The 26,974-nt window shown below is 63.6% G+C and carries 31 protein-coding genes; 19 read left to right on the top strand and 12 right to left on the bottom strand.

The features are described from left to right. Positions 1–156 precede the first annotated feature (156 nt). Positions 157–300, top strand: a complete 144-nt coding sequence (locus FJW08_RS32400) for a hypothetical protein (protein WP_181182944.1) — start codon at positions 157–159, stop codon at positions 298–300. Between the two features lie 12 nt (positions 301–312). Here the strand turns inward: FJW08_RS32400 and FJW08_RS16010 are convergent, their stop codons facing one another. Continuing rightward, a complete protein-coding gene (locus FJW08_RS16010; RefSeq protein WP_246682364.1) occupies positions 313–2,649 on the bottom strand; it encodes a cation:proton antiporter in 2,337 nt (778 codons plus the stop codon). Positions 2,650–2,762: 113 nt separating this feature from the next. Further along, positions 2,763–3,455 (bottom strand): DUF2270 domain-containing protein, encoded by a 693-nt coding sequence (locus FJW08_RS16005; RefSeq protein WP_140763687.1) that lies wholly within the window; start codon positions 3,453–3,455, stop codon positions 2,763–2,765. 541 nt (positions 3,456–3,996) lie between these two features. On the opposite strand from FJW08_RS16005, the gene FJW08_RS16000 reads away from it, so the two are divergent. The 9 genes from FJW08_RS16000 to FJW08_RS15955 all read left to right on the top strand — a co-directional run bounded on the left by FJW08_RS16000 (position 3,997) and on the right by FJW08_RS15955 (position 9,567). Beyond that, positions 3,997–4,518 carry an Hsp20/alpha crystallin family protein gene (locus tag FJW08_RS16000; RefSeq protein ID WP_140811401.1) on the top strand — a complete coding sequence of 174 codons (522 nt, stop codon included), beginning with the start codon at positions 3,997–3,999 and terminating at the stop codon, positions 4,516–4,518. A 187-nt stretch (positions 4,519–4,705) separates the two neighbouring features. Continuing rightward, complete coding sequence (locus tag FJW08_RS15995; RefSeq protein WP_140811400.1) at positions 4,706–5,422, top strand: gamma-glutamylcyclotransferase; 717 nt, start codon at positions 4,706–4,708, stop codon at positions 5,420–5,422. Positions 5,423–5,781: 359 nt separating this feature from the next. Further along, positions 5,782–6,105 carry a metalloregulator ArsR/SmtB family transcription factor gene (locus tag FJW08_RS15990; RefSeq protein ID WP_140763678.1) on the top strand — a complete coding sequence of 108 codons (324 nt, stop codon included), beginning with the start codon at positions 5,782–5,784 and terminating at the stop codon, positions 6,103–6,105. Continuing rightward, positions 6,102–6,533: an SRPBCC domain-containing protein gene (locus tag FJW08_RS15985; protein WP_140811399.1), complete on the top strand. Its 432-nt coding sequence runs from the start codon at positions 6,102–6,104 to the stop codon at positions 6,531–6,533. The genes FJW08_RS15990 and FJW08_RS15985 overlap by 4 nt, the downstream gene beginning before the upstream one ends. A gap of 78 nt (positions 6,534–6,611) precedes the next feature. Then, positions 6,612–7,004, top strand: a complete 393-nt coding sequence (locus FJW08_RS15980) for a VOC family protein (RefSeq protein WP_140811398.1) — start codon at positions 6,612–6,614, stop codon at positions 7,002–7,004. 38 nt (positions 7,005–7,042) lie between these two features. Further along, positions 7,043–7,264 carry a hypothetical protein gene (locus FJW08_RS15975; RefSeq protein WP_140763669.1) on the top strand — a complete coding sequence of 74 codons (222 nt, stop codon included), beginning with the start codon at positions 7,043–7,045 and terminating at the stop codon, positions 7,262–7,264. Positions 7,265–7,275: 11 nt separating this feature from the next. After that, on the top strand, positions 7,276–7,719 hold the full coding sequence (locus FJW08_RS15970; protein ID WP_140811397.1) for a DUF1801 domain-containing protein: 444 nt from the start codon (positions 7,276–7,278) through the stop codon (positions 7,717–7,719). 34 nt (positions 7,720–7,753) lie between these two features. Beyond that, positions 7,754–8,152 carry a DUF1801 domain-containing protein gene (locus tag FJW08_RS15965; protein WP_140811395.1) on the top strand — a complete coding sequence of 133 codons (399 nt, stop codon included), beginning with the start codon at positions 7,754–7,756 and terminating at the stop codon, positions 8,150–8,152. A gap of 320 nt (positions 8,153–8,472) precedes the next feature. Then, a complete protein-coding gene (locus FJW08_RS15955; RefSeq protein WP_140811394.1) occupies positions 8,473–9,567 on the top strand; it encodes an acyltransferase family protein in 1,095 nt (364 codons plus the stop codon). Positions 9,568–9,604: 37 nt separating this feature from the next. On the opposite strand, the gene FJW08_RS15950 is transcribed toward FJW08_RS15955, so the two are convergent. The 5 genes from FJW08_RS15950 to FJW08_RS15930 all read right to left on the bottom strand — a co-directional run bounded on the left by FJW08_RS15950 (position 9,605) and on the right by FJW08_RS15930 (position 16,034). Further along, positions 9,605–11,587, bottom strand: a complete 1,983-nt coding sequence (locus FJW08_RS15950; RefSeq protein WP_140811393.1) for a glycoside hydrolase family 127 protein — start codon at positions 11,585–11,587, stop codon at positions 9,605–9,607. 21 nt (positions 11,588–11,608) lie between these two features. After that, positions 11,609–12,466 carry a carbohydrate ABC transporter permease gene (locus FJW08_RS15945; protein WP_140811392.1) on the bottom strand — a complete coding sequence of 286 codons (858 nt, stop codon included), beginning with the start codon at positions 12,464–12,466 and terminating at the stop codon, positions 11,609–11,611. Then, positions 12,466–13,392 (bottom strand): sugar ABC transporter permease, encoded by a 927-nt coding sequence (locus tag FJW08_RS15940; protein ID WP_140811390.1) that lies wholly within the window; start codon positions 13,390–13,392, stop codon positions 12,466–12,468. The genes FJW08_RS15945 and FJW08_RS15940 overlap by 1 nt, the downstream gene beginning before the upstream one ends. Positions 13,393–13,668: 276 nt before the next feature. Next, complete coding sequence (locus tag FJW08_RS15935; protein ID WP_140811389.1) at positions 13,669–14,916, bottom strand: sugar ABC transporter substrate-binding protein; 1,248 nt, start codon at positions 14,914–14,916, stop codon at positions 13,669–13,671. Between the two features lie 74 nt (positions 14,917–14,990). Then, entirely contained in the window at positions 14,991–16,034 is a 1,044-nt protein-coding gene (locus FJW08_RS15930) for a LacI family DNA-binding transcriptional regulator (RefSeq protein WP_140811388.1), read from the bottom strand. A gap of 463 nt (positions 16,035–16,497) precedes the next feature. On the opposite strand from FJW08_RS15930, the gene FJW08_RS15920 reads away from it, so the two are divergent. Continuing rightward, entirely contained in the window at positions 16,498–17,559 is a 1,062-nt protein-coding gene (locus FJW08_RS15920) for a diguanylate cyclase (protein WP_140811387.1), read from the top strand. Positions 17,560–17,613: 54 nt separating this feature from the next. On the opposite strand, the gene FJW08_RS15915 is transcribed toward FJW08_RS15920, so the two are convergent. After that, positions 17,614–17,847, bottom strand: a complete 234-nt coding sequence (locus tag FJW08_RS15915; RefSeq protein ID WP_140811386.1) for a hypothetical protein — start codon at positions 17,845–17,847, stop codon at positions 17,614–17,616. 245 nt (positions 17,848–18,092) lie between these two features. Between FJW08_RS15915 and FJW08_RS15910 the strand changes: the two genes are divergently transcribed. From FJW08_RS15910 to FJW08_RS15895, 5 genes are all read left to right on the top strand, one after another. After that, entirely contained in the window at positions 18,093–18,407 is a 315-nt protein-coding gene (locus FJW08_RS15910) for a co-chaperone GroES (protein WP_140811385.1), read from the top strand. Positions 18,408–18,466: 59 nt separating this feature from the next. Next, a complete protein-coding gene (gene groL / locus FJW08_RS15905) occupies positions 18,467–20,092 on the top strand; it encodes a chaperonin GroEL (protein ID WP_140811383.1) in 1,626 nt (541 codons plus the stop codon). A gap of 150 nt (positions 20,093–20,242) precedes the next feature. Next, the gene (locus FJW08_RS32395; protein ID WP_181182943.1) at positions 20,243–20,401 is read left to right on the top strand and encodes a hypothetical protein; all 159 of its coding nucleotides are present in this window, start codon (positions 20,243–20,245) and stop codon (positions 20,399–20,401) included. A gap of 282 nt (positions 20,402–20,683) precedes the next feature. Further along, a complete protein-coding gene (locus tag FJW08_RS15900) occupies positions 20,684–20,998 on the top strand; it encodes a GYD domain-containing protein (RefSeq protein WP_140763630.1) in 315 nt (104 codons plus the stop codon). 184 nt (positions 20,999–21,182) lie between these two features. Next, entirely contained in the window at positions 21,183–21,680 is a 498-nt protein-coding gene (locus FJW08_RS15895; RefSeq protein WP_140811382.1) for a GAF domain-containing protein, read from the top strand. Here FJW08_RS15895 and FJW08_RS15890 read toward each other — a convergent pair whose 3' ends face one another. The 4 genes from FJW08_RS15890 to FJW08_RS15875 form a co-directional block, all read right to left on the bottom strand. Continuing rightward, positions 21,681–22,745, bottom strand: coding sequence for a YeiH family protein (locus FJW08_RS15890; protein ID WP_140811381.1), 1,065 nt, complete (start codon positions 22,743–22,745; stop codon positions 21,681–21,683). It abuts the gene before it with no gap. Positions 22,746–22,937: 192 nt separating this feature from the next. Next, the gene (locus FJW08_RS32935) at positions 22,938–23,081 is read right to left on the bottom strand and encodes a type II toxin-antitoxin system RelE/ParE family toxin (RefSeq protein WP_246682393.1); all 144 of its coding nucleotides are present in this window, start codon (positions 23,079–23,081) and stop codon (positions 22,938–22,940) included. 138 nt (positions 23,082–23,219) lie between these two features. Continuing rightward, positions 23,220–23,501 (bottom strand): type II toxin-antitoxin system ParD family antitoxin, encoded by a 282-nt coding sequence (locus FJW08_RS15880; RefSeq protein WP_140811380.1) that lies wholly within the window; start codon positions 23,499–23,501, stop codon positions 23,220–23,222. Positions 23,502–23,574: 73 nt separating this feature from the next. Then, complete coding sequence (locus FJW08_RS15875) at positions 23,575–23,952, bottom strand: ester cyclase (protein ID WP_181178776.1); 378 nt, start codon at positions 23,950–23,952, stop codon at positions 23,575–23,577. Positions 23,953–24,328: 376 nt separating this feature from the next. Here FJW08_RS15875 and FJW08_RS15870 point away from each other — a divergent pair, with 376 nt between their 5' ends. The 3 genes from FJW08_RS15870 (at position 24,329) to FJW08_RS15860 (ending at position 26,800) form a co-directional block, all read left to right on the top strand. Next, complete coding sequence (locus FJW08_RS15870; protein WP_140811379.1) at positions 24,329–24,814, top strand: GNAT family N-acetyltransferase; 486 nt, start codon at positions 24,329–24,331, stop codon at positions 24,812–24,814. 2 nt (positions 24,815–24,816) lie between these two features. Next, a complete protein-coding gene (locus tag FJW08_RS15865; RefSeq protein WP_140811378.1) occupies positions 24,817–25,200 on the top strand; it encodes an ACT domain-containing protein in 384 nt (127 codons plus the stop codon). Between the two features lie 166 nt (positions 25,201–25,366). Then, a complete protein-coding gene (locus FJW08_RS15860) occupies positions 25,367–26,800 on the top strand; it encodes an aldehyde dehydrogenase family protein (protein WP_140811377.1) in 1,434 nt (477 codons plus the stop codon). The last annotated feature ends 174 nt before the right edge of the window (positions 26,801–26,974 follow it).

The raw sequence follows: 26,974 nt of genomic DNA, 5'->3' as shown, positions 1-26,974 counted from the left end.
GCGCCTTGTCTGTAGCCGGTGCGGCCTGCGCCGAGATCGGCGACAAATGGCTGTGGGCACCGCGCAATGGTCGGCTATTCGATCGAATTTCTTTGCAACCCGTTAATTCGGCCATGCGTCAATAAGCATCCACTAGTTTTCGGTTCGGGGTACGCAATGACCAAGAATCTCGGCAATGGACGCTATGTGCCGCCCAAGGACACGAGCGTCTCCTTCTTCGGCAAGGTCGCGCCGTCGCTGTTCCCGCTCGTCGCGGCGGCGCTGGGCTACATGATCGGGCGGCAGTTCTTCGGCCTGTAGCACCGCAGGGCATCAGGCGCCGGTCTCGGTTGCCGCCTCCTCGGCGCCGGCCTCCGTTCGCCTGACGCGGTCGCTGGCCAGAAGCACGACCGGGCAGGCGACGGCGGCCAGCACCGCGGTCGCCGTGTCGCCGAAGAACAGCTCGTCGCCTGGCCGCTGGGTGACGCCCATCACCACCATGGCGGCGCCCTTGGTCACCTCCCTGGCAATCGCCCTGTCGGGCGTGGCGCGCGTCCTGATCGCGGTTTCGACGGCGACGCCATAGCGGTCGGCGAGATCGGCGACATCCTTGAGCACGGCCTCCTCGCGGCGGTGCGAAACCGTGCTTGGCCGGCTGCCCTTGCGGGCCTGCGAGACATAGAGGGCTTTCACGCGGGCCCGGTGCGGCCGCGCCAAGGCGAGCGCGAAATCGGCCGCGCGCCGCGCCACCTCGGTGCCATTGACGGGAACCAGGATGGTCGCGCCGGCGCGCAGCAACGGCATCTTGCCGCTGGATTTGGCGCCATTCAGCACCAGGCAGAGCGGGCCGTCGAAACCGCTGGTGATATCCTTCAGCGTACCGCTGAAGGTGCCTTTGTCGGTCATCGCGTTGTCCAGCCCGACCAGCAGCAGGCCGTAGCCCTTGCGCGCTTCCGCGGCGATCGTCTCGGTGGTGGCCTCGAGCTCGGTGCGGGCCGTGAGGTGGACCTTGTCGACTGATGTATCCTCGGCCTTGCGGACTGCCCTGGCGCTCCTGGCCGCCCCTTTCTTGACCTGCCGCGAAGCCTGCTCGGGACCTTTGTCGCGGACGGGGCCGGGCAGTTCCCCGCCCTCGAGGTGGAGCAGCGTGGTCGGCATCCCGCTGCCGCCGCCGACGAGACCGGCGAGATAGGCGGTGAACTTGCCGACCGGGCTGTCGTCGACGAGCAGCAGCAACCGCTCCAGCTTGGAGACGAAGCCGCGCTCGTCGAGCAGTTCGCGGTCGACGCGCTGCTTTTCCGCATTGCCGACCGGCAGCCGGCCGAGCGCCCAGCGCAGCATTGGCGGCATGGCCAGCGTGGTGATGACGGCCATGGTGACGATCATCGTGAACAGATTGTGGGAGAGGATGTTCATCGACAGGCCGATCGAGGCGACGATGACCTCGGTCGAGCCGCGCGCGTTCATGGCGCTGCCGACGGCGGTCGCCTCCTTCAGCGACATGCCGGACAGCCGGCCGCCGAGGAAGGCGCCCGAGAATTTGCCGATGCTGGCGATCAGCACCAGCGCCAGCGTCAGCAGCGCCAGCGTGGGGTCGGCAAGCACGGTGAGGTCGGCGGACAGGCCGGCCATGCCGAAGAACACCGGCATGAACAGCGCCGTGATGACGCCACGCAACTGACCCTCTATGTGGTCGGACAGGATCGGCGATTCCCCGACCAGTATGCCGGCGACGAAGGCGCCGAGCACGGTGTGCACGCCGATCAGGTTGGTGATCAGCGCCATCACCCCCATGATGATGAGGATGACCGATATGACGGCGTATTCGCTGCGGAAGCTGTCGTTGCTCCAGCGGATCAGCGTGAACACCAGGCGGCGGCCGATGGTGAAGGAGAACAGCATGAACAGCGCCACTTCGGCGACCGTCAGCACCAATGGCAGCACCTGCAGGCTGCCATTGGTGGCGATGCCGAAGGTGACGGCGATGACCAGCCAGCCGATCGTGTCCTCGATGATGGCGGAGGAAACGATGATCTGGCCGAGATTGCGGCGCATGAAGTTCATCTCGCGCACCACCATGGCGACGATCTTGACCGAGGAGATCGACAGCGCGGTACCCAGGAACAGTCCGGCGACGATGCGCTCGGTCGGCTCGGGCAGAAGGGAATCCGGCAGCACCTGCGCCAGCGCGAAGCCGCAGGCAAAGGGCAGGACGACGCCGGTGATCGAGATCGAGAAGCAGGCGGCGCCCACCCGTCGCACGAGGCGCAGATCCGTCTCCATGCCGGTCAGCAGCAGGAGGAGCAGAATGCCGAGCTGCGAGACGGCATCGATCATGCTTTTCTGCGCGGGGTCGGTGGAAAAGATCAGATGCTGGGCGTCGGGCCAGAGCCAGCCGAACAGCGACGGCCCGAGCAGGATACCGCCGATCAGCTGACCCATGATCGCCGGCTGGCGATAGCGCTGGAAGATCTCGCCGAGGCCACGGCCGACCAGAAGCAGGAGGACGATCTCGGCGACGAACAGCCCTTCGGCCGAGCCGCCCATGCCAGAGGCGTGACCGGCCGCCTGCGCGGCCAGCGCATCGCTTGCCGCCGACGCCAGGACGAGAATGGCCAGCGAAAAGGCGACCGCAGCGCCGCGCGACCTCGTTGCCGTTAGGTGGATCATGGGTCCCTTCAAGACGCCGCCGCGGACTGACCATCACAACGCACGGCCGAGGTTTGCGTTGCAGCCATCCGTCGCGAGACATCGAACTCAGATGTCTCGTTCAGATATCGGGCTCAGACGTGGACGTCACCGAAGGAGAGTTCGCCGTCGTCGCCTGGCGTCAGGAAGGCGGCCGCCAGCAGGCCGGCATAGAGGAGGGCAATCGCGGCGACGATGGCCACGCCCGGAATGGGACCGAGCGCCGCAGCACCTACGGCCTCGCGCAATGTGCCGACAAAGCCGACCGGCGCGGCCTGATCGATCAGGCTCGGTGTCGACAGTTTGAGGATCCAGGCAAGCAGCAGGATCAGCATCATGTGCAGGTAGTTGCGGCGCAAACGGCGCGCCAGCGCCACGCGCTGCGAAACCAGGAACTTCGGCGTCCGCAGGCTCTCGCCGACGACCAGCAGCCAGTCGGAGGCGAAGTCGGGCTGCGGCGAGAAGATCTGCGCGAAATAATGGCGCTCGAACTGGCGCACGCGAGCGCGGTAGACATCGAAGAAGCGGTAGCGGCGCGCCTCGATCCACAGCAACAGCAGCACCAGCAGCATGGCAAACAGCAGCACGCCGTGATGGGCGCTGGCCGTCGACAGCGACACCGACAGCATCGCCGCGACAACGGTGATCGCCCAATTGCTGGTGCGGTCGAGGCGGTCGCGCCAGCCGGCCATGCGGGCGATCTCGGCGCGATGGAAATGCGACATCACGGTGACCAGCTCGCCTGACGAAAGCGGCCTGCCGACCGGCGTTGCCGGCGCATCGTTCATGGCTTCCTCCCAACCCGATGAAACGTTCCGGGAGCGATCTCGTTCCATGACGACCGCCGTGTCGTGACGCGGGCGACCAGCCGGCCGGTGTCGTGAGTTAGAGACTGGGTCTGGCAAAGATGTCTATCCAAATGCGGCGTGGAGCTTTGATTTTTAGTCCCGCTCCATTTCGAACAATCGCGCCGATCACATTGCATTACCAGGTCTTGACCCCGCCGCAACGAAGCCCAGATCGACCATGCCGGCTCAGACGGGGCCGTTCCGGAACGCGTGTCGGCGCTTCATGGCGGCGCGTCGGGTGACCGTTCGGACTCGGGCATCATGTGCCGGAGGCGATGACGTCTCGCGAGACGCGCGACCGGCCGCGACCGGGCAAGGGCGGTCCCAAAGGTGGAGCGGATCGGACCAAAGCAGAGCGAAAACAGCGAGCGCAAACGGGGTCGGCAGCGATGCCTGCGTCAGACGGCGCATTGTCCCCGGAGCATGGCAGCCAGGGTATGCAAGCGTGCCAGAAACAGGATCAAGAAAAGGAGAAAATGCAATGACCATTCGTGATCTCATGCCATGGAGCCGCGACACCAGCCAATCCGCGACCCGCTTTCGCGAAGGCGACCGGGACCCGTTCATGGGTCTGCATCGCGAAATGAGCCGCCTAGTCGACGACATGTTCCGGGGCTTCGATTCGCGGCTTCCTTCCATGGGCAGGTTCTCTTTGACCGGCACCGGTTGGCCCAGCGTGGAAATCTCCGAAACGGACAAGGAGCTCCGCGTGACCGCCGAGATACCTGGCATGGAGGAGAAGGACGTCGAAGTGCTGCTCGATGACGGCGTCCTGACGTTGCGCGGCGAAAAACACGCCGAAACCGAGGACAAGGAGCGTCAGTTCTCCGAGCGGTTCTATGGCCGCTTCGAACGTCGTATCCCGATCGGCTTCGAAGTCGCGGAGGACAAGATCGCCGCCGATTTCCGCAACGGCGTACTGTCCGTGAGCTTGCCGAAATCCGAGAAGGCGCAGAACAAGGCAAAGCGCATCCCCATCGGCGGCAAGGGCACCAAGCACTAGAACAGAGCTGCCGGGCGCGGGCCGCGCACGCCTCTGAATCAAATGGATAGAGCATGATGTCGTCCGAAAACCGCTTCACACTTTTCGGCATCATGCTCTAGCCGGCGGATTTGGCGCCGGTCGCAAGGAGGCCTCTTGAGAATCTCCCAGCCTTCGGCAAGATGGCGGCAAGGCTGGGAGCGCAAGGATGAGCAAGGCCATTTCCGCCGCACCGCCGCGCAAAACGCCGATGGCGCTGACCGAGGCGCTGGTGGCGCGCACCTTGCGCGCGGTCGAGGATCCCGGGCCGACGCCGGGCATGGTCTATATGACCGACCAGGACTATGCGCGTTTTCGTGACGAGATCATGGCCTCGGCACCGGTTGGGCCGCTGAAACTGTTCGCCTATGGCTCGCTGCTGTGGAAACCGGCGGGGGAGGTGCGGGGTGGCGAGCATGCGGTGGCGCGAGGCTGGCACCGGTCGTTCTGCTTCACGGTGCAGCGCTTTCGCGGCACGCTCGATCAGCCAGGCCTGATGATGGCGCTCGACCGCGGCGGCCAGTGCCAGGGCATGGTGTTCGAGATCGCCGAACCTGTTGCCGCCAATCTGGAGGCGCTGCTGCGCCGCGAAATGACCATCCTGCCCGCCGTCAACGTGCCGCGCTGGCTGCGGGTCAGCACCGAAGGCGGGCCGTGCCTGGCGCTGGGTTTCGTGGTCGATTCCGCCAATCCGCGCTATGCCGGCAAGCTCGACAAGCAGGCGGTCGCGGCGACGTTGGCCAGAGCCGTCGGCCATTGGGGCTCGGGCGCTGAGTATCTGTTCGAGACGATCCGCCATCTCGACGCCTGCGGTATCCGCGACCGCAATCTGTGGCAATTGCAGGAACTGGTGGCGCAGGAAATTGGCCGCACCCACGTCCGCTGAAAAACCGGAGCCGGCGCCGCGCGAATGCGTCTGCGTGAACAGGAAATAGCTGACGACCGCCGAAGGGCGGGGGGCGGGGTATCGACGGTCGCCTGAGCGGAAGAGGCCATGGATTGAGCAAACTACGTTGCGGCAGGCCCTTACCTATAATAGCTGATTTGGCCAAGATGAACAGTCTGTTCGTCCGGTTGGACGAAGCCGCTGTCAACGGGTGAAGGCGATCGCGTCCAGCGCCGAAGGAACTATGTTGGCTTTGCCGTCCATCTCAGCGATATTCCTGTCGCTCCAATCTTCCACTTGACGAACATATATCCCTGCGGTTATACGTCAACCAATAGCCAATGGGTTATCGATTTCGGATGCCAGACGCTCATGACATGCTCTTCAGGACGCTCGCCGACCCGACCAGGCGGGCGATCTTCGAACGGCTGTGCCGCCAGGGAGAGCAGACGGTCGGGGCACTGACGAGCCAGTCCGGCGTCTCGCAGCCGGCGGTGTCGAAGCATCTCGGCTTGCTGAAGCAGGCCGGGCTGGTGCGCGACCGGCATGAAGGTCGCCAGACGCATTACAGCGCGCAGCTTGCCGCGCTGGCGCCGCTGATGGACTGGACGCGTGAGATGGCGGGGTTCTGGGAAAGCCGGTTCGACGACCTCGAGGATTTGCTCAAAAGGATGGACCAGTGAACGATAGTGCCCAGGAGACCCGCACTGTCGTCGTCGAGCGGGAAGTCTCCCATCCACCTGAAAAACTCTGGCGCGCGCTGACGCAACCGCATCTGATCGAGGAGTGGCTGATGAAGAACGATTTCAATCCGGTCGTCGGCCATCGCTTCAACCTCCGCGGCGACTGGGGCGGCGTGCTGGATTGCGAGGTGCTTGCCGTCGAGCCGCACAAGACGCTGTCCTACAGCTGGAACCTCGCGCACCAGGATCCGGCTTTCGATCTCAGGAGCGTGGTGACTTTCACGCTTACCCCAACGTCGTCGGGAACCCATCTGCGCATGGAGCAGGCCGGTTTCCGGCCCGACCAGAGACGGGCCTATGGCGGCGCCAAGGTGGGGTGGCCGCAATTCCTGGAGAAGCTGGAAGAGCTTCTGGCGCGGACCGACTGAGGTCTCCGGCCAGGCCGAATGCCACACAGCGGTAGTAAAGGGCGGTCCTCCGCCAGCAAAACCTATGGAGAAAAAGCGATGAAACTCAAACTGACCAGCATCTATGTCGACGATCAGGAAAAGGCGCTCGCCTTCTATACCGATGTGCTCGGCTTCACCAAAAAAGCCGATTTCAGCAACGGTCCGTTCCGCTGGCTGACGGTCGTCTCGGCCGAAGAGCCCGACGGGACCGAATTGCAGCTGGCGCTGAACGACAATCCGGCGGCCAAGGCCTACCAGCAGGCGATCTTCAAGCAGGGACAGCCGGCGCTGATGCTCTTCACCGACGACATCAAGGGCGATCACGAGCGCATCAAGGCGAATGGAGGTGCCTTCGCCATGGCGCCGACCGCGGTGACCGGCTCGACCATCGCGCAGGTGAATGATGGCTGCGGCAATCTGGTCCAGATCACAGAGCTGGCGCGCTGGTAGGGCGCCGGGTTTCAACGCATAGTGCAAAGGAGGCAGAATTGGACTGGAGCAAATGGATACGGCAGGCGCATCGCTGGCTGTCGATTATTTTCACGATCACCGTCGCCGCGAACTTCGCCACCATGGCGTTCGGGCAGCCGCCCGCCTGGCTGGTCTATTCGCCGCTCCTGCCGCTGTTCCTTTTGCTGTTCAGCGGCCTCTATATGTTCGTGCTGCCCTATGTTTCCAGGGGACGCAGCGTGCAGCGGGCCAACGGATAGGAAGGGAGGGTATGGCCAAGACCGAGCGGAAATCGAGCAAGCCCGCCAAGGCTGAGCCGAAGCTGCTTTCCGGCGGCAATCCGCAGATCGCCAAGGGCTATGGCGATGCACCGGTGCAGGCCTATATCGCGGCCATGCCGGGCTGGAAGCGCGAGGTCGGCCAACGCCTCGATGCGCTCATCGAGCGCGCCGTGCCCGGCGTTCAGAAGGCGGTCAAATGGAACTCTCCCTTCTACGGCGTCGAAGGCGAGGGCTGGTTCCTCAACATCCATTGCTTCACCAAGTACATCAAGGTCGCTTTCTTCCGCGGCCAGTTGCTGGATCCGGTGCCGCCGGTCGCGTCCAAGAGCAGGGATACGCGCTATTTCCACATCCACGAGGACGACGCCTTCGACGAGGCGCAGCTCAGCGCCTGGGTGAAGCAGGCCAGCCAATTGCCTGGCGAGCGCATGTGAGTGCGCTATTTCCAGGGTTCGAAGGAGAAACGGCATGACGACCACCGGACTGCAGGACAGCAAATCTCCCTCCGAGCTGATCGACGGCAGGATCAGGGAATTGGGCGACTGGCGCGGCGAGATGCTGGGCCGGCTGCGCGCGCTGATCCATCAAGCCGATCCCGATGTGGTCGAGACGTGGAAATGGCGCGGCGTGCCGGTGTGGGAGGACGCCGGCATGATCTGCACCGGCGAGACCTACAAGGCCGTCGTCAAGCTGACCTTCGCCAAGGGGGCCGCGCTGCCCGATCCGGCAAGGCTGTTCAACTCCAGCCTCGAAGGCAACACGCGCCGCGCTATCGATTTCCAGAAAGGCGAAGAAGTCAATGAGGAAGCCTTCAAGGCGCTGGTACACGCCGCCGTGGCGCTGAACAAGTCGAAGGCCAGGCGTTAAATCCGCTGCGTCACGGTCCTATCATATAGCGGTCGCCGTCGGCGCTGCCCCTCACCTGCCTGCCGGCATCCTCTCCCCGTATAGTGACGGGGAGAGGGACGCTATCGTGGCTGCTTTCGCCAATTGCCCACGTTGCAATAAATGCGCCGGCGTTGCGGTAGCGCCTCTCGCCCCGTTTGCGGGGAGAGATGTCCGGCAGGACAGTGAGGGGCAGCGCCGACGTAGAAGAAAGGCGCGTTTACGATCTGGGAAGCTTGATGGTGGTAGACATCGCCGGATGATGGCTGGCCAGCCGGCCGGCCCGGTCTGGATTCGCCGCCATGAAAAGCCCGATGCGCATGCCGTGGGTGGATACGGCCAAAGGCCTCTCCATCATCCTCGTGGTCATGATGTACTCAGCCTACAACACCGGCGAGTACACGGGCGGCGTCGGCTTCCTCCACTACGTCATCGGCTTCGCGACGCCGTTTCGGATGCCCGAATTCTTCCTGATCTCGGGGCTTTTCCTGTCGCAGGTGATCGACCGGCCGTGGCGGCGCTATATCGACCGGCGCGTCGTCCATTATCTCTATTTCTACGTGCTGTGGGCGATCATCTCGATCGGGCTGAAGATCGGCATTTTCAGCCGGGATCCCGCCGGCATGCTGCACGACCTGGCAATGGCCGTCGTCCAGCCCTATGGCGTGTTGTGGTTCATCTACATGCTGGCGGTGTTCGGCCTTGCCGCGAAACTGCTGCGGCAGTTCGCCGTCCCTGCCTGGATCGTCATCCCGATCGCCGCCTGCCTGCAGATGTGGGCGCCCCATCCGGACAGCTATGCGGTCGAACAATTCGCGGCCTATTTCGTCTTTTTCTACGTCGGCTTCGTGATGGCGCCGCTGGTGTTCCGGCTCGTCGAATGGACGCAAGCCCGCCCGGCGCTGGCCGTTGCCGGGCTGCTGCTGTGGGCTGTTGTCAACGGCCTGCTGGTCTATTCGCCGGGTTATGCCATGCAGCCCGTCGGCATGCGGATGGGCTTGGCGGCATGGCCGCCGCTGCATCTGGTGCTGGCCGTCGCTGGAGCGGTGGCGCTTTGCGTGCTTGGCGGCTTCCTGTCGAGATTTCCCGCCATGGAATGGCTGCGGTGGCTCGGCGAACACTCACTGGTCGTCTATGTCGCCTTCACCATCCCGATGTCGCTGTTTCGCGGCGCTGCGCTGGCAAGCGGCCTGTTGACCGACACGGGCATGCTCAGCCTGGCGGTGCTGTTGGTCTCGATCATAAGCCCCGTCGTGCTCTACTTCATCGTCCAGCGCATTGGTTTCGGCATGTTCCTATTCGAACGGCCAGCCTGGGCGCATGTCGACGGCAGCGCCGCGCAAGCGGCGCCGAAAACGCCGCTGCCCGCGGCGGCTACCCAGTCAAGCCGGACATAACAGGGCCGCGAGAGGTTTGCGGGCCCCGCAACCAACCTCAGCCGTCCCGAAGCCAGACCAGCATCTCGCCGGGCTCGCGGTTGTCCCAGGCGAAATAGGGGATGGCCGTCAGGCGCGTCTCGACCTTGGCCGGCGGTTCGGAACGATAGAGCCCGTCTTGCCAGCCGTCGCCGGCGTCGGCTTGTGCCGTGGCTGAAAGCGTCACCACACCGCCGAGCAGGTCCGGTTCGTCATGGGCCTCTATGCCTGCCGTGCGCGGCAGGGTCAGGCGATGCAGGCTGGCGTCATTGTCTGATGCCTCGACGCAGTAGATCAGCGGCCCGCGCGACAGTGCGACGCGGCCGACATCCTGCCGGACCTCGGGATTGGCGTAGAGCCGCTCGATCGGCATTTCGAGATCGAGCCGGATACGATCGCCCTTTGTCCAGTTGCGCCGGATCGCGGCATATCCGTCGCTGGTGACTTCCTCGAGGTCGACCGTCATGCCATTGACGGCGAGGCCGGCCTTGGAGCTCCAACCCGGCACCCGCAAATGCAGCGTGAACTCCACCGGCGATTGCGGCTCGACCGCGATCTCGACGGCACCATCCCAGGGATAGCGGCTCGCCTGCGTCAGCGTTACCGGCGTGCCCGACATGTCGAAGCGGGCGGTGGAATCGCCATAGAGATGAACCGCAAGCGCGTCGTCCGCCAGGCTGTAGAAATAGCTGCCGACGGAAGCGACCATGCGCCCGACATTGGGCGGGCAGCAAGGGCAGCGGTGCCATTTCCACCTGTTATGCTTGCCCCGGCTTTCCAGCGGGTTCTCGTAGAAGAACAGCGAGCCGTCGAGCGACAGGCCCGAGATCGAACCATTGTAGAGCGCGCGCTCCATCATGTCGGCGTAGCGGGCGTTCGGGCCCATGCCGAGCATGCGGCTCGCCCAGAACACCAGCCCGACCGACGCACAGGTCTCGGCATAGGCGGTTTCGTTAGGCAGGTCGTAGTCGCTGGTGAAACCCTCATTGTGCGCCGACGGACCGAGCCCGCCGGTGACGTACAGGTTCTTGGTGGTGAGGTCGTCCCACAGCCGGTCGAGCGCCACCCGCAGCGTGTCGTCGCCATATTCGGTGGCGATGTCGGCCATGCCCGAATAGAGATACATGGCCCGCACCGCGTGGCCGACGACCTTGTCCTGCGCGCGCACCGGGATGTGCGACTGGCTGTATTCGTAGGTCTTGAAATGATAGGCCTTCGGGTCGGCGCCGCGGGCGCGCGCCTCCTCGTCGAAATAATGCGGCTGCTGGCCGCGCTGGTCGATGAAATACTTCGCCAGCTCCATGTATTTCGTCTCGCCGGTCACTCGTGCCAGTTTGACCAGCGCCAGCTCGATCTCCTCATGGCCGCAATAGCCCTTCTTCTTGCCGGGCTCGGGACCCAGTACCGAGGCGATGTGGTCGGCATAGCGGCACATGATGTCGAGCAGCTTGCGCTTGCCCGTCGCCTGGTAGTAGGCGACCGCGCCCTCGATCAGGTGGCCGGCGCAATAGAGCTCGTGGCAATCGCGCAGATTGGTCCAGCGCTTGCCGGGCTGGATGCGCTGATACCAGCTGGAGAGATAGCCGTCGTCCTGCTGCAGCCTGCCGTACATGTCGATGACGGCGTCGATCTTCTTCTCCAGTTCAGGGTTCTTGCGCCGGTAGAGCGAATAGGCCGCGGTCTCGATCGTCTTGCCGAGATCGGAATCCCAGAACATCTGCGTGGTCACGGTCGAACCGGTGAAGCCGGGGGAGGCGGCCTCGTCGGGCGAAGGCGAATGGAACGGAATGACGATGCCGGGCGAGGGGCGGTCGGGGTCGATCTGCTCCAGCATGCGCGCCTCCACGCAGCGGTCGTAAAGGATGTCGGCGGTGCGCGTCGCCACCGCCTCGGCGCGGTCGCCCCAGAAGCCGTGCACGTCGACCTGCGGCACCGGCAGCGGACGGAAGGCGAGCTTCGGCTTGCCCGTTCTAGCCGTCTTTGCGGTTTGCGATCCGGTCATGAACTCACTCCATTCGATCTGTTATTTGACGGCCCCGGCCATCAGGCCGCGGATGTAGAAGCGCTGCAAAGCCAGGAACAGGATCAGGCACGGCACCATCATCACGGTGACGCCCGCCTGCACGGCGCCCCAGTCGATGGCGCCGAAGCGGCCCGACTGAAGCGCTGTCATCATCACCGGCAGCGTGAATTTGGATTGGTCGGTCATCAGCACCAGGGCCGCGAGGAATTCGTTCCAGGCGCCGAGGAAGGCAAACAGCGCAATGGTGACGACACCCGGCCAGACCAGCGGCAGCATGACCTTAATGAGCATGGTGGCGTTGCCGGCGCCGTCCATGCGCGCGGCCTCCTCGATCTCGCGCGGCACCGCGTCGAAGGCGTTGCGCATCATGAAGATCGAGAACGGCAGCTGCAGCGTTACATAGACGCCGACAAGGCCGGTCAGCGTGTTGTGCAGGCCAAGCTTGGTCAGCACCAGGAAGATCGGCGTCAGGATCGACTGGAACGGGATCATGATCGTCGACAGGATGAGGACGAAGAACAGATCCTTCAGGGGAAACCGAAACCGCGAAAAACCGTAGCCGGCGAGCACGCTAACTATGACCGACAATATGACCGTCATCACCGAGACGTAGATGCTGTTCTGGGCCGAGGCCCACAGCCCGTCGCCAAAGCTGTTCAACGTGGCGTAGTTCTCCAGCGAGAACCCCGTCGTCGGCCATGGCGGCAGCGGCGGCAGGCGGGCCTCCTGCGCCGGCTTGAAGGCCGACAGCACCGTCCAGACGATCGGCGCCACGAACAACACCGAGGCGATGATGCCGGTGGAGTGCCTGGCGAAGCGCGCGGCGAGCTTGCCTGTGCCTGACATCGCCTGCGCCATCAGTCGAGCCCCTCTGGCTTGCGCAGCAGCCAGAGCTGGACGAGGCTGAGCGTCACCAGGATCACCAGCAGCACCATCGAGAGTGCGGCGCCGTAACCGAGCTTGAACGACACGAAGGACTGGTTAAAGATCCAGTACACCGCCGTCAGTGTTTGGTTGCGCGGGCCGCCGCGCAGGATGATGTAGAACTGGTCGAAGGCAAGGATCGAGCCCGCGACCGACAGGATCAGCGCCAGCGCCAGTGTGCGGCGCATCAGCGGCAGCGTGATCGCCCGGAATCGGGCGAACGGCCCGGCGCCATCGATGACAGCGGCCTCCTGCAAATCCTGCGGGATCGATTGCAGGCCGGTCATCAGGATGATCATGGTGAAGCCTGCGACCTTCCACACCACCATGGCGATGATCGACCAGAAGGCCGGCTGGAAGGTGGCGAGCAGGTTGAATTTCTTGTCGATCAGGCCGAGGTCGTAGGCGGCTGGGCTGAACAGGCCGGAATCGACGTTGAGTAGCCACGACCAGAGCAGGCTCGCAGAGGCAAAGCCGACCACCGCCGGCATGAAGAACATGGTGCGATAGAGATTGGTGAACGGGCGCGGCCGCTCGATGAAGATCGCCAGCGGAAAGGCGACGGCGAAGATCGCGATGGTGACGACCACCGTATAGTAGCCGGTGAATTTTAGCGCGTTCCAGAATCTGGTGTCGCGCAGGATCGCCCAGTAATTGCCGAGGCCGATGAAGGAGTGCTCGCCCATCAGCGGCCAGTTGTGCAGCGACATCCACGCCGTCATGCCGAGCGGAATGACGAAGAACACCATCACCAGCGCCACCGCCGGCGCGACATAGAGCAGGCCGATCCATTGCCGGCGCCCGGCACCGACGAGTTTGCGAGCGCGGGGCGGGGCGGTGGTTGCGGTGATGGTGGTCATGGTTGAGCGCTCGATGCTGTTAGGGCATCGGCCAAGTACCCCCTCACCCGGATTGCCAACCGAATTGCGAAGGGCAATTCGGGGCAATCCGACCTCTCCCCGAGGGGAGAGGAGGGCGCCGGCACGGGCGCCAGCCTCTTCTCCCCAGCGGGGAGAAGGTGGCCGCGTAGCGGCCGGATGAGAGGGTCTTGTCTCAACGCGATAGCCCTGTCGTTAGCGATGCAAATTCCCGGCCGCCCGCCCAGGGAGACAGGCGGGCGGCCGGACAGGCGCGCGCTACTTCTGCGGCGCCTGGTCGATGATCGACTGCATGGTTTCCTGTGCATTGGCGATCGCGCCGTCGACGTCGTCGCCGAAGAAGACCTCGTTGATCATCTGCGTCCACGGGCCATTGGCGGAGTTGATCAGGTCGTTGAACACCACGGAATAGGGCGTCTTGCCCTTGGCCATGGCTTCGGCGGCGATCTGGTAGCGCGGGTCGAGATCTTTGAGCGCGTCCTTGGCGATGTCGCCGCGCACCGGCAGGCTGCCGTATTTGGCGAGGATGGTCTGGCCTTCGAGCGAATAGGCGAAGTCCAGGAACTCCTTCACCACGGCGAGTTTCTTGGTGCCCTTGGTGACGACGAAATTGTCGCCGCCGGCAAAGGACGACCAGTTGCCATCCTTGCCCGGCAGGAAGGTGACGCCGTAGTCGACATTGGGATATTGCGTGTTGAGCGCGCCGATGGCGAAGGCGCCGGAGGGAGAGATGCCGATATTGCCGGCGGCGAAGGCGGCAAAGAAATTGGCGCCGGTGTCGGTCTGGGCTCCCGCCGGCACCAGATCCTTCTTGACCATGGAGCGGTAGAGATCGATGGCGCCGCGCAGTTGCGGGCTGTCCAGCGTCGCCTTCGAGCCGTCCTCCGACAGGATGTCGCCGCCCGAGGCCCAGATAAGCGGCGTGAAGGTGAAGATGTTGCAGCCGCCGCAATTGCCGGAGAAATAAAAGCCCTTGATGTTGCCGCCAAGCGCGTTGACCTTCTCGGCGTCGGCTTCGATCTCGGCCCAGTTGGTGGGACCTTTCTCGGGGTCGAGGCCGGCCTGCTTGAACAGCTTCTTGTTCCAGATCAGCACCGAGGCGTCGGCCGAGAAGGGCAGGCCGTAAATATGGTCCTTGTAGGTGCCGGTCTTCACATGCGCCGGAGACAGGCTGGCGAAATAGGGCAGGGATTTCGCCCAATCGGTGATGTCCTCCAGCTGGCCGGCGGCGGCGAAGGAGGGCGTGTAGATCAGGTCGAGCGACAACGCGTCGGGCGCCGTGCCGCCGGCGGCGGCCGCACCATATTTCGGGATGATCTCGGCATTGGGAATGATGTCGAGCTTGACCTGGTCCTTGTTCGCCTTGTTGAAGGCGTCGACGATCTTCGGCATGAAGTTCGAGCCGTCGGCACGTACCCAGATGTTGGCGGTCTCGGCGGCGGCAAATTGCAGGCCGCATCCCAGAGCGGCAGCCGTCAGGGCCAGTTTGGCAATCAAAGTCCTCATGTTCTCCTCCTCCACATTTGCCGCGATGCGCGGCTTGCCGCCAATCGCGGCGTTTCGTTCTTCAGCCGTCTTTCTCAGCCATTTGACAGGCGGCCGCAGGACTGCCGCACCACCAGCCGGCACGGCAGTTTTCGAATGCCCGGCGTGGCGGGCTTGCCGCCAACCAGGGAAAGCAGGGTCAGCCCGGCCTCGCGTCCAAGCGCTGCCAGGTTCATGTCGATGGAGGTCAGCGGCGGGCGGGTCGCCTCGGCCACGATCTCCCAATTGTCGAAGCCGATGACGCCGACATCATTGGGCACGCCGAGGCCTCGTTCGCGCAGAGCATCGATGACGCCGCGCGCGATCTGATCGTTGCCGCAGAAGACGGCGTCCGGCTTTTCGCCGTTGGTGTCGAACAGTTTTGCCACGGCCTCATGTCCCCAGGCTTCCGACCAGGCGCCGAGCAGCGGCTCGATGGCAGGCAGGCCGTTTTCGGTCAGCGCGGCGCTATAGGCCTGCGCCCGTTCGTGCACCACGGCAAAGCTCGCCGGGCCGGTGACATGGGCGATGCGCTTGCGGCCGAGCCGGCAGAAATGCTCGATCGCCAGCCGCGCGCCACCGGCATCGTCGGAAACGAAGGCGACGGCGTCGGGATCGGGCTGGGTGAAGGCGTAGATAACCGGGACGCGCAGATTGGAGAGGTCGACGGGCAGATGGCGATCGATGCGCTTGCCGGTGGCGATGATGCCGTCGACGCGCTTGTCGAGCATGGCCTCGACATGAAGCTGGCCGAGGCGCGGATCCTCCTCGACATTGCACAGGAACACCGAGACGCCGGCATCGACAAGCGCGTCAGATATGCCCGACATCAGCGGCAGCGAGAAACGGCCATAAGTATCGTTGGTGAGCAGGCCGACGGTGAAGGAGCGCCGCCTCAGCAGGCTCTGCGCCAGGCTGTTGGGACGAAACCCCAGGCTGCGCGCCGTGTCGCGGATGCGCTCGCGGGTCTCGGCGGTCATCCGCCCCTGGTCGTTGAGCGCCTTCGAGGCGGTGGCGACGCTGACGCCGGCCCGGGCGGCCACGTCACGCAAGGTGACGGGCTTGGGAAAGACCGGAACTGGCTGATCGTCCGATGCCATCGGGCCGAGAATCCTTAGCTGGGAAAAGGTTTTCTCTTACCGACCGGAATAAAGCCCGGCCAATGGCCGAGCCTGATCGGAAATGTCTGGAAAAACCTTTTCTCATTCAAGGCTAGGCCAGATTGGGTGTGGGTTCAAGGGGAAAAGTGTTGGATAAGCTCCTCCATTCCACCACGCCATTCCGAGCGGTGGCGCTGCCCCTCATCGCCCTGCCGGGCACTTCTCCCCGTATAGTGACGGGGAGAAGGGGCGGCCGCGACCTCGGCGCCCTCTTTTGCAACGTTGGCGATTGGCGAAGCCATCAATAAGCGCCCCTCTCCCCGTCCCTATACGGGGAGAGGATGCCGGCAGGCAGGTGAGGGGCGGCGCTGACTTCGACAATCGCTCCATCAAAACCAGGCCTGCCGTCAGCGAAGTTTTAAGGGCTGTTGCGCCATGGTGGTCGCCCGCCAGGAGTTCCTCCATGCCCGATACATCCTGCACTCCGAACGACCCGGCCTCGCTACCCGGCAAGCGGGTGGGGCAAGGCAGCGCCGACGAACGGCGCCACGATGCCGCGACCATCGCCAGGCTCGAGGCGGAACTTGCCGCGCAGGCGGCGCTGATCGCCAGGCAGGATGTTTCGCTTGCCCACAGCCGCAAGATCTTCGACCGGGCGTCGGCCGCGGCGCGCATCGGCGTGTGGGAATGCAGCCTGCCCGACGAGCGACTTACCTGGACCGATGTGGTCTACGACCTGTTCGACCTGCCGCGCGGCTCGGTGCTCGACCGCGGCGAGATCATCAAGTGCTATCCGGCTGAATCGCGCAAGGCACTGGATAGTCTGCGCGGCCGTGCCATCGCCGAGCGCAGCGGCTTCACCCTCGATGCCGAGATCACGACCGTGGCCGGCCATTGCCGCTGGATCCGCATCACCGCCACCGTCGAGTGCGAGGCTGATGTGCCCGTGCGCATCTTCGGCATGAAGCAGGACATCACCGAGGAAAAAATCCTCTCGGACCGGATGCGCTATCTGGCCGAATTCGACGCCATGACCGGGCTTGCCAACCGCGCCCGCTTCCAGGCGCGGCTCGGGCATGCGGAGGAGGGCCGACCCGTCGGCGCGCTCCTTTTGATCGACCTCGACGGCTTCAAGGCCGTCAACGACACCTTCGGCCATGTCGTCGGCGACGAGTGCCTGAAGGCGGCGGCAGAACGCCTTACCGGCGGTTGCGGCGAGGCGGAGCTGGTGGCGCGCGTCGGCGGCGACGAGTTCGCGGTGCTGCTTGGGCCGCATCTCGATCGAGCCGCCGTCTCAGGCATGGCGCGCCACCTCATCGAGGCGATGGCCAAGCCGCTTCCCGTCCGAGGCCAGTCGCTCAGATTGGGCGCCTCGGTCGGCATTGCCTTCGCCGAGGCCGGTCAGCCCTGCGACCTGTTCATGCAGGCCGACACCGCGCTCTATGCCGCCAAGGCCGCAGGCCGCAACACGTTCCGCATCTTCAAGGCCGAGGGGCAAGTGAAAGGGCACAGCGCCGCGGCATGAGGGCTGAACGCTCTTTGCCCGCGCGAGCGAAACCGCCGCACTTTCCTGGAATTTCTAGGCCTTCTTTACCGCCCGTTTCTTCTTCGGTGCCGGGTTCTGGGCTTCCGCCATGCGGTCGGCTTCTTCCTTGGCCAGCCGCAACTCTCTCAGTCGTTTCGTCTTGATCTCCCTGGCCCGCGCCTCGGACATGTATTCAGCGGTTGCCTTGTTGTGCTCGGCCGTCTTCTTCTGCTTGTCGACAAAGCGGGCTTGGGCTTTTTCCATCAGAGTGTGATTGCCATCGGCCATCGAACAAATCTCCTTCATGCTGAAATCGTGAAAACGAACTTGTCAGATAAATAGGGGCTCGGCAGGAAAAATTCAATCTTTCGAATTATTTGGGCCCTTGCCGGCGTGGAGAAACCGAGCGCTGAAATAATACTTCTAATATTTAATTCGTCTCACGATAAATTTTGGCACTCCTATCTATCGAGTGCCAAACCGCCTATAGGAGAGGGCGCGGTCGCCTATGCCGGCCCCAGAAAGAAGTTCTCATGAAGTTCCGTCCACTCCACGACCGCGTCGTCATCCGGCGCGCCGAAGGCGATACTAAATCCAAGGGCGGCATTATCATTCCCGACAATGCCAAGGAAAAGCCGCAGGAAGGCGAAGTCATTGCCGTCGGTCCGGGGGCACGCGACGAAAAGGGCGCGCTCGTTCCGCTCGACGTCAAGGCCGGCGACTTGATCCTGTTCGGCAAATGGTCGGGGACGGAGGTCAGGATCGACGGCGAAGACCTGCTGATCATGAAGGAAGCCGACATTATGGGCGTCATCGAAAGGGCTGTCGAAGCCAAGAAGGCCGCCTGACTGGAGCGCCGCGCGTTCGGCGCGGCGACTGGCCCCCTCAAACTCGAACGGAAAAAATCATGTCTGCCAAGGAAATCAAATTCTCCACCGATGCGCGTGACCGCATGCTGTGCGGCGTCGAAATCCTCACCAATGCGGTGAAGGTGACTCTGGGTCCCAAGGGTCGCAACGTCATCATCGACAAGGCTTATGGCGCCCCACGCGTCACCAAGGACGGCGTCGCCGTTGCCAAGGAAATCGAGCTTGCGGACAAGTTCGAGAACATGGGCGCGCAGATGGTGCGCGAAGTGGCCTCGAAGACCAATGACCTCGCTGGTGACGGCACCACGACAGCCACGGTGCTGGCCGCTTCGATCCTGCGCGAAGGCGCCAAGCTGGTCGCCGCCGGCATGAACCCGATGGATTTGAAACGCGGCATCGACCAGGCCGTCGCCGCCGTCGTCGGGGAAATCAAGGCGAAGGCCAAGAAGGTCAAGTCGTCGGCCGAGATCGCGCAGGTCGGCACTATTGCCGCCAATGGCGACGCCAGCGTCGGCGAAATGATCGCCAAGGCGATGAACAAGGTCGGCAATGACGGCGTCATCACCGTCGAGGAAGCCAAGACCGCCGACACCGAACTCGACGTCGTCGAAGGCATGCAGTTCGACCGCGGCTATCTCAGCCCCTACTTCGTCACCAATGCCGACAAGATGCGCGCTGAACTCGAGGACCCCTATATCCTCATCCACGAGAAAAAACTCGGCAATCTGCAGGCGATGCTGCCCATCCTCGAAGCGGTGGTGCAGGGCGGCAGGCCGCTGCTGATCATTGCCGAGGACGTCGAAGGCGAGGCCCTCGCTACCCTGGTCGTGAACAAGCTGCGCGGCGGCCTCAAGGTCGCGGCCGTCAAGGCACCGGGCTTCGGCGACCGTCGCAAGGCGATGCTGGAAGACATCGCGGTGCTCACATCGGGCCAGATGATTTCCGAGGATCTCGGCATCAAGCTTGAAAACGTCACCATCGAGATGCTCGGCCGCGCCAAGCGCGTGCTGATCGACAAGGACACCACCACGATCATCGACGGCGCGGGCACCAAGGCGACCATCCAGGCGCGCGTCGCCCAGATCAAGGGCCAGATCGAGGAGACGACCTCGGACTACGACAAGGAAAAGCTCCAGGAGCGGCTGGCAAAGCTGTCAGGCGGCGTTGCCGTGATCCGCGTCGGCGGCGCCACCGAATCGGAAGTGAAGGAAAAGAAGGACCGCATCGACGACGCGCTGAACGCCACGCGTGCGGCGGTCGAAGAAGGCATCGTGCCAGGCGGCGGCGTCGCCCTGCTTCGTGCCCGGTCGGCGCTATCGGGCCTGAACGGCGCCAATGCCGATGTCACCGCCGGCATCTCCATCGTGCTTCGCGCGCTTGAGGCGCCGATCCGCCAGATCGCCGAGAATTCCGGCGTCGAAGGCTCAATCGTCGTCGGCAAGCTCGCCGACAGCAAGGACCACAATCAAGGCTTCGACGCCCAGAACGAGGTCTATGTCGACATGATCAAGGCTGGGATCGTCGACCCGGCGAAGGTGGTGCGCACGGCATTGCAGGACGCCGGCTCGATCGCGGCCTTGCTGATAACCGCCGAAGCGATGATCACCGACATCCCGCCGAAGGATGCGGCGCCGGCGGGTGGTGGCGGCGGCATGGGCGGCTAGTAAGGGTTCAGTCGACCTGCGGGGGTGGCTTCATCGAAGCCGCTTTCCAGGCCTGCCTCAATCAGCCACGCCGGCTGCTCACTGAAGTTCGATATTACCGCCGGGGGATCTTCTCCCGGTGCGCAGGCCTCTAGCCCAGGAGATCGATCCATGATCGTGTTCGCGCAGAAGCCAGAGACGGTCGTCACGACCGAGACGACCGAGGAAAGCCGCTTCGACCGCATCCGCAGGATTGCCGCCGACAAGCACAAGAAGTCCGATTCAGATACGGCAACGCCACAAAAGGGCGAACCCAAGCGCCCGATGTAAGGCCGCGCCGCTACTGGCCGTTCAACCTCAGACCACATCGCGCGTCAACGGCGCGAGCTCGATGCCGTTGGCCGAGCGTGTTCCAGCCAGACAACTTCCTGTCGGCAGTGTCGGAGTGTCCGGTATTGTCATTATATTAGCTTGAGAGCATATTTATCTGGCAGCGAGCCCTTGGCCGCCGACGCGTCCCGGGGGCGCCTGCGATTGTTCCGAAAAATAAATCACTCCGTGCCGCTCGAATTATGGAGCAGCACGAGACAATGACATTTGGAGGAAATACCCATGAAAGTGATTATCTTGGCAAACTATGCGCCTCATGCCGCCAAAGGATTGATGCAAGGCTCGGACAGGCAGGCTGCGGTCAAGGCGCTTTTTGAAAGCGTTGGCGGCAAGGTGAGCAGCGTGATGTTCACGCGCGGCATCTATGACGTCGTTGTCAATGGCGAGGTGCCGGACCAGTCAGCGGGGATTGGCATGTCCCTTGCCGTGCGAGCGAGCGGCTCGCTGACCGAGATGGTTGTACTGGAAGAACTCGATATGAAGGCAGTGCTCGCGGCCGCCAAAAAGGCTGCGGGCGCGTACAAACCCGCCGGCTGACGAACTTGCCTTCTTGATCAAGGCAGCACGGTTCGATGGACGTGCCGTGCTGCCGAGTGTCCGACTAGGCATCTTCTTCCGACTTTCGCGGCGACTGGAATTCAAGCTAGTATCGTCGAGTGGTCGTTTGGTGCAGGGCGTTTGCGGAAAAACGGAACCGCGATCCTCAATACGGAGACAAGCCATGTTCGCCGCCAAGGCCATCGATACCTCGGACAAGGCCGCGTTCTACCGCGACCTCGCCGTGCAACTGAAGGCATTGCTGGAGGGCGAGGGCGATTCCATCGCCAACGCGGCCAACACCTCGGCGCTGATTTTCCAGATGGTGCCCGACCTCAACTGGGCCGGCTTCTACTTCCTGGCATCGGACGAGGAACTGGTGCTCGGCCCCTTCCAGGGCAAGCCGGCCTGCGTGCGCATCGCTGTCGGCAACGGCGTGTGCGGAACGGCGGTCGAGCTCGGCACCTCGATGCTGATCAAGGACGTGCATGATTTCCCCGGCCACATCGCCTGCGACGCCGCCTCGCGCTCCGAGCTGGTGGTGCTGCTGGAAGACGAGGAGGGCGTCTTCGGCGTGCTCGACCTCGACAGTCCGACGCCTGGCCGTTTCGACAGTGCCGACCAGGCCGGCATCGAGGCGCTGGCGGCGATCTATGTCGCGGCGAGTTCGTTTGTGGATTGATTAGCCTGAGACCTTCACCAGCATCAGGCTGAAGCAGCCGATGAACAGGAAGGCGCAGAAGGCGAGCGCCAGCGGGCGCAGGCCGCGCGAGCGCAGCTGCGAAATGTCGGCCTGCAAACCCATGGCAGCGAGCCCCATGGTCAGCATGATGGTGGTGGCGAGCACAATCGCCTGCTTCACTTCGGCCGGTATCGCGACGAGGCTGTTCAGCGCCACGACGGCGACGAAGGCGGCGACGAACCATGGCATGGGCGGTCGCGCCGCCGACTGGTCGTTGCTCCCGCGGCGCGCCGTCAGGCCGAGCGCGATGACCATCGGCGCCAGCATGGCGACGCGGGTCAGCTTGGCCACCGTGGCGATCTCGCCGGACTGGGTGCCGTTCTGGAAACCGGCGCCGATGACCTGCGCCACCTCATGGATCGAAGCGCCCGCCCACAGGCCGAACGCATGCTGGTCGAGGCCGAGCATCGGCGCCAGCAGCGGAAAGCCGAGCATGGCGACGGTGCCGAACAAAGTAATCGAGGCGACGGCGTAGGTGACGTCCTCGTCGCGCGCATCGGTGACGATGTTGGTGGCCACGATCGCCGAGGCGCCGCAGATCGAGGTGCCGGCGGCGATCAGCCGCGCCAGCTTGGCGTCGACGCCGATCAGCCGGCCGAGCGTGATGGTGAAGAGGAAGGTTGCGCCAAGGGTCAGCGCCACGATGCCGACGCCGCTAGCGCCGATGGAGACGACCTGGCTAAGCGTCAGCTGGAAACCGAGCAGCACGATGGCGAAGCGCAAAAGGCGCTTTTGCGAGAAGGCGATGCCGGCTTTGGCGTGCGCCGGCGTGCCGAGCACGTTGGAATAGATCATGCCGGCGACGACGGCCAGGATCATGGGGCTGAACAAGGCGAAGCCGGAGACATTGCGGACGGAGAAGGCGACGGCGGTGATCATCGCCACCAGCACGATGCCGGGGATGATGCCGTTCCAAAGGGAATCGAGGCGCTTGCGGCCGGCGACCAGATCGGCGGAAATCCTGCTTTTCGGAATATCGTTCGCAATGCGGGTCAGGGAAGACAATGCAATTCTCCAGGCGGGCATGCCGGGGAAATGCCATTTCACAATCGATCTTTCCAACGAATTATTCTAGTTAGAATGATCGAATTTTTCGAACGATCGCGGTCAAAGACGGCCACAAGAACGCGTGCGCGCATTGCTGGTGCCTTGGCGATCATGCAAGCGCACCGAACTGCGAGGACGCAATCCGTCGGGCTACAACAATTCCTGCCACCGCCGTGCGCCATGAATAACACGCACGATCTCCGCACCGTTGTCCGTTTGGCGATAGAGGATCAAGTAGTTTCCCGCGGGGAACGTGCGCAACCCTGCTCGCACTTCCGGCCGGGCAATGCCCATGCCCGGCATGTCGGCGATGCGTTCGCAATGGGCATGGATTTCGTCATACCAAACGCAATGCCGCCGAGGGACTGTCCTCGGTTATATAAAGCGCGATGGCTTCGATATCAGCTTCGGCCTCCGATCTTAGGCGCAGCGTCATCGCGATGTGCGCTCGGCAATCCTCGCATCAAGCTTGCTTTTGATCCGGGCGAAGGCATCCCGTCCGTCTACGGGATCGCCGCTTGCCATGCCTTCGTCCCATAGGCGGCCTAACTCGTCGATGGCTTGGTCGCGTTGCACCCGACGAAACTTCCACTCGCGCAAGGCCTCGCGCATGACTTCGCTCGCCGAAGCGTATTCGCCCGCCGCAACGACCTCGCGCATCATGGTTGCCATTTCGGGCGTGAGGGCAACGCTCACTTTCTCGACATTCGCCATCGGCGGCTACTCCTATCTAGACAAAGTAGGCAAGTTTACCACCGGCTGCAAAGAGGATAGGTGGCGCGTGACATCAAAGCTGCGCCTCGATCGCCGCCTTGTCGATCACGGACCAGACGTTCCTGATCCTGTCGTTCAGAAACTCGTAGAAGACGTTCTCGCTGAAGGAGACTTTCCTGCCGTTGACGAGCAGTCCGAGGAAAGTTCCCTTGGGCGTGCAATTGAACTGGAGGCGGCTCGCTATGAACGGTGGGTCTGAGATCAACAGCTGGACATCGAAATAGAGGTCCGGGATTTCGCGAAAATCCCGTTCCAGCATGTCGCGATAGCCCGACAGTCCAACCCGGTCGCCATTATAATGCACCTCGTCATGGACGAAGCGATGCAGCCTTTGCCAATCCTGATTGTTGAGGCAGTCGATATAGCCTCGATAGAGATCGGTTTCGGTCACGGCGATGGCTCCGTTGGTAGAACGCCCGATCGGGAAGATAGAACGGCCACGGATACAATCCAGCCGCTTTACCCGCGATATCGCAAGGCATCGACCAGCGGCGGGAAGGCCGCTGGCGGCTGGCGGCTAGGCAAAGCGCTGCCGATAGTTGGCCTAACGATCGGCCTGGACGGTGCCTTGACGCATGGCTGTTGCTGCCCCAGCCTGCCACCATGTTCGTTCTCGCGCCCGCCGACACCAAGCGACGCCGCCCCCGCACAGTGCGGAAGGGCACGCTGATTGCGCGACGAGGAAGATCGGCTTGATAGATCCGCTTCGTTTCCCCAGCCCGCCCGCGAAAAACGCCGGCGGGCTTTTTGCTGCCTGGAGCCTTTTGATGATTGCCAATTCTTCCATCCGGTTTCGGCCGGCCAAACCTGCTGACGCCGCCGCGATCCGGGACATCGTCCGTGCCGCCTATGCCAGATGGGTGCCGGTGATCGGCCGCGAGCCGCTGCCGATGCGCGCCGATTACGACAAGGCCGTCGCCGAACACCAGTTCGAACTCGCCGTCACGGAGGACCGCATCGTCGGCATGATCGAGACCATGCTGGAGGACGATCACCTCTGGATCGAGAATGTCTGTGTCGCGCCCGAGGCGCAGGGCAGCGGCGTCGGCCGGTTGATGCTGGAGCGTGCGGAAACCAAGGCGCTTGAGGCAGGACGCCCGGAGCTCCGCCTGTTGACCAATGGCGCCTTCGAAGCCAATGTGTCGCTCTATCGCAAGCTTGGCTATACGATCGATCGGGAGGAGCCGTTCATGAACGGAACGACGGTCTATATGAGCAAGCGGCCAGTTGGATGCCCGCCAATCGGAGCGTGAGGATGGCTGCCAGGATCAAGCTCAAGCACCTCCCCGGCCTTTATGCGATTTCGCGGCTTCAAGTCGGTGACGGCATTCCTGCCTGGGCGGACGGACCAGGCTTCGTCAGCATTACCAGAACCGATGACGAGCTCTCGATCACCTGCCTTCAGGATCGCGTGCCGGATGCCGTCAAGCACGATCGCGACTGGGTCGCCTTCAAATTGAAGGGGCCCTTTGCGTTCGACGAAACCGGCATCGTGCTGTCGGTCATCAGGCCGCTGTCGGAAAACGAGCTGGGCATCTTCCTGGTGTCGACCTTCGATGGCGACCACCTGCTGGTGAAAGCGGCAGACGAGCCCGCGGCGAGACAGCATCTGGGCGAAGCCGGGCACACGTTGCTATAGTCCGCCCATCGCCGGGCGCTGACCGACGATCGGCGCGCTGGCTCAACCACTGGCGCGCTGGCTCAACCAGTTCGGGGTTGCGTTTGACAGCGCCGTTTGCGCATCGTTATTTCTTGCCCGATATGACGGCCTGACCGGCCATGCGGCACACCCCCCAGGAGAAACCATGTCACACAATCTGCAGTTCTATATCGACGGCGCATGGGTCGATCCTGTCGTGCCCAACACGCTCGACGTCGTCGATCCGTCGAACGAGGATGTGTTCGCGCAGATCTCACTCGGCTCCAGAGCCGATGTCGACAAGGCGGTGGCCGCCGCCAAGCGCGCCTTCGACTCATATGGCTTCACCTCGGTCGAGGAGCGCCTCGATATCCTCAACCGCGTCATCGAAGTCTACAAGAAGCGCAGCAAGGACCTGGCGCTCGCCGTGTCGCGCGAGATGGGCGCGCCGCGCCAGATGGCGCTCGACAGCCAGGTCGGCGTTGGCCTCGCACATCTGACCAAGATGGCCGAGACGCTGAAGAATTTCCAATTCCGCCACGTCAAGGGCAACCACCTCGTGGTCAAGGAACCGATCGGCGTCGTCGGCCTGATCACGCCCTGGAACTGGCCGCTGAACCAGATCACCTGCAAGGTGGGTCCGGCACTCGCCGCCGGCTGCACCATGGTGCTGAAGCCGTCCGAAATCGCTCCGCTCGACGCCATCATCTTCGCCGAGATCATCGACGAGGCCGGCGTGCCGAAGGGCGTGTTCAACCTCGTCAACGGCGACGGCCCGGGCATCGGCCAGGCGCTGTCCAGCCACCCCGACATCGACATGATGTCGTTTACCGGTTCGACGCGGGCCGGCATATTGGTAGCCAAGGCCGCCGCCGACACGGTCAAGCGCGTGCACCAGGAGCTTGGCGGCAAATCGGCCAACATCCTGTTTCCGGATGTCGACCTCGCCACCGCCGTCAGCAAGGGCGTCGCCGGCTGCTTCAGCAATAGCGGCCAGTCCTGCAACGCGCCGACCCGCATGTTCGTGCCGCGCGACCGCCACGACGAGGCCGCCGGATACGCCAAGACGGCGGCTGAAAAGTTTACGGTCGGCCCGGCCGACGGCGCCAACACCAAGCTCGGGCCTGTGGTCAGCCAGGTCCAGTTCGACAAGATCCAGGACCTGATCCAGAGCGGCATCGACGAGGGTGCGACGCTGGTCGCCGGCGGCCCCGGCCGCCCGGCCGAACTCAATCGCGGCTACTATGTCAGGCCGACCGTTTTCGCCGACGTCACCCACGACATGCGAATCGCGCGCGAAGAGGTTTTTGGCCCGGTGCTGGCGATCCTGCCCTACGACACGGTCGAACAGGCGGTGGAGCAGGCCAACGACACCGTCTACGGCCTTGCCTCCTACATCCAGGCCAAGGACCTGCAGAAGGCGCGCGACGTGGCGGCGCGCATGCGCTCGGGCAATGTCTACATCAACTATCCCCAATGGGACGCCGGCCTGCCCTTCGGCGGCTACAAGCAGTCAGGCAACGGCCGGGAGTACGCCGAATACGGGCTCGAGGATTTCTTGGAGATCAAGGGCATCGCGGGGTATGAGGCGGCTGAGTAGTTCTTGGCTGCTATCCCCAGTCGGACAGGCGCAGGCGCTGCCCCTCATTGTCCTGCCGGACATTTCTCCCCGTATAGTGACGGGGAGAAAGATGCTGCTGTCCGAACCGGATAGATAGGTAACAGAATGGACCGATAGCATGGGTGACAGTTTTCTTGTCCGCCGGGAGGACCG

The organism is Mesorhizobium sp. B3-2-1, assembly GCF_006439515.1.
Classification (GTDB): domain Bacteria; phylum Pseudomonadota; class Alphaproteobacteria; order Rhizobiales; family Rhizobiaceae; genus Mesorhizobium.
This window is presented reverse-complemented; position numbering and strand designations above follow the sequence as displayed.